Source organism: Tissierella pigra (assembly GCF_009695605.1).
In the GTDB taxonomy this organism is placed as follows: Bacteria; Bacillota; Clostridia; order Tissierellales; family Tissierellaceae; genus Tissierella; species Tissierella pigra.
Genome location: NZ_VUNQ01000100.1, coordinates 1 through 2,312 on the forward strand (window position 1 = coordinate 1; position 2,312 = coordinate 2,312).

Consider the following 2,312-nt stretch of genomic DNA (forward strand, 5'->3'; position numbering starts at 1 on the left):
TAAATATATCCAAATATATTTTATTATCATTAATTGTCCTAGTAATAGGAAGTTCATTATTTATAATCAATGGAAATATCAATACTATGAAAGATATATACTTAAATTCAAATGTATTTAAATATGATGTATATGCAAATGCAAAGGCTAAAGTTGTCACAGATATAATAGAAGGTGCTGAATCTACAGGGGGTTTGACTGTAAACAGAGAAAGTCTATTATCCCATATTTATTCAGAAAATAATGGAGAAGATTTAATTGTTAAATCAATGGTAGTCAATGTGGCTATGTTTTATGGAGAAGTGGATAAGTTTTTTAAGGAGCCTAAAATTGGGTCCTTATCAAGGTCAACTGATACATGGGGAGACTATATTGAAAAATATCCATACTTAAAATTCCGTTATAATGAAGACTATTTAGAAAAGGTAAAAGATGAACAATTTGGATTTGATGTTGTAATTTCTAATTCCATAGCAAAAAAATTAAACCTTGATACCAATTCCTATTGTCAGCTTATACCTGAGGAGCTAAATTCAAGTGTACCAGCAGTATATCCAATTTCTGGCATAACAAATATATTTTCAAATGATATGAATACTGTATATTTGTTACCAGGAGAAGAACGATTTAAAATGGTAAAAAATCACCTATCATTTTTTAGAAGGGGTATAGATTCTGAAGGTTTTTATAATATTATGATGGTATTTGATAACGAAGAAAAAAAGATGGAAACAATAGAAAAACTTGAGGAATATAAGGAAACTGGAGATGTTGCTTATTTTAGTGTTAATAATGGAAAAATGAGACTAAATGATTTAGGAGAATTAAGTACAATGGTATCTAAAATAATGATGAGAACAACATTATTATGTTACTTAATATTGTTACTCATAATCTATGGTGCTAAAAAATCAGATGATGAATTGACTCAAAGGAATAATATAAAAGCTTATTACAATATGGGAGCAGATAGTGCAGATATGAAGAAGGCTTTTAGTTATTTAAATATATCTACCCTTGCCATAGGAACTGTTTTAGGTCTTGTGATATATCTAATGTTATCATCAACTTTATCAGACCATATGTATGAAATAATGGAAGTCATAAAATAGGAGGAAGAAGTATGTATAATATAAGGATTGATAAACAGCAATATGATGATTTAGTGGTTTTAGAGAATATGACATCAAAAATAGAGCAAGGTGATTTTATAGTAATCATGGGAGAAAGTGGATGTGGTAAAACAACATTTTTGAATATAATATCTGGAATACTACAAGGGTACGAAGGAGAAGTATATTTAAATGATGTGGCTTTACATAAAGAAGACATAGCTTCTCTTACAAAGATTAGAAGAGAACAGCTTGGAATGATATTTCAAGATTTTCAACTAATAGATTTTTTAAGTGTATATGAAAACATAAAATTAATAAATCCCCAGGTAAAAGATGATGAAATCAACCAATTACTTGAAAAATTAAATATATTGGAATTAAAGAATAAAGAAATAGCCAAATTAAGTGGAGGACAAAAGCAAAGAGTAGCCATAGCAAGAGCATTGGCAGGAAATAGAAATATAATATTAGCAGATGAACCAACGGCTTCATTAGATGCTAGAGCTTCAAGAGAGATAATGGAAATCTTTAGAGATATTCATAAGGAAGGATATACAATAGTTATGATTACCCATAGTCCACAAATAGCTTCCTATGCAGATAAGATGTTATATTTATATGATGGCAAATTTGAGACAGAAATAGATTTAAGAGGACTATCCCAAAGTGTTAAGTTGAAAAATATAATAGAAGTAGTGGAAAAACATTACGAACAGATGTTGGCAAACTAATTAGGTAAGTAGAAAACCCTAAAATTCAAAAGATGTCAGTACAATACAAATCTGAAAAACATCAATTGAGGGGCTGTTTCAAAATAAATAGCTCTTAATAAAAGAAAAGGAGTTTAGAAAGTGATCGATTTCTGAACTCTTTTTTAATATGCTTTTTTACTATGAATATACATATTAGATACATCAGAATATGCGAAATATGTCGAAAACAATAAATTGATAACAATCTAAAGTGATGATAGAATAAAACTATATTATAGAGACAAGCTATAGCCATATATATAATATTAAATCTATTTAATATAAAAATACATTTTACTATCTACAATAGGGAGTGAATATATTGAAAGAACTTTATAAAATTAATTCCCATTATTCTAAAAGGATTAAGTTTTTTAAAGTGTTTATCCTTTTTTTGACTTTTATATTATTGCAGATATACATACCTGTATTCCATGGAAATGAA

At 27.8% G+C, this 2,312-nt stretch carries 2 protein-coding genes; both read left to right on the forward strand.

The window, feature by feature from the left end; translation table 11 throughout:
• A partial coding sequence (locus tag FYJ83_RS19460; RefSeq protein ID WP_229768672.1) for a hypothetical protein occupies positions 1 to 1,112 on the forward strand: 1,112 nt, incomplete at its 5' end.
• A gap of 11 nt (positions 1,113 to 1,123) precedes the next feature.
• Positions 1,124 to 1,846 carry an ABC transporter ATP-binding protein gene (locus tag FYJ83_RS19465; protein WP_154443130.1) on the forward strand — a complete coding sequence of 241 codons (723 nt, stop codon included), beginning with the start codon at positions 1,124 to 1,126 and terminating at the stop codon, positions 1,844 to 1,846.
• The last annotated feature ends 466 nt before the right edge of the window (positions 1,847 to 2,312 follow it).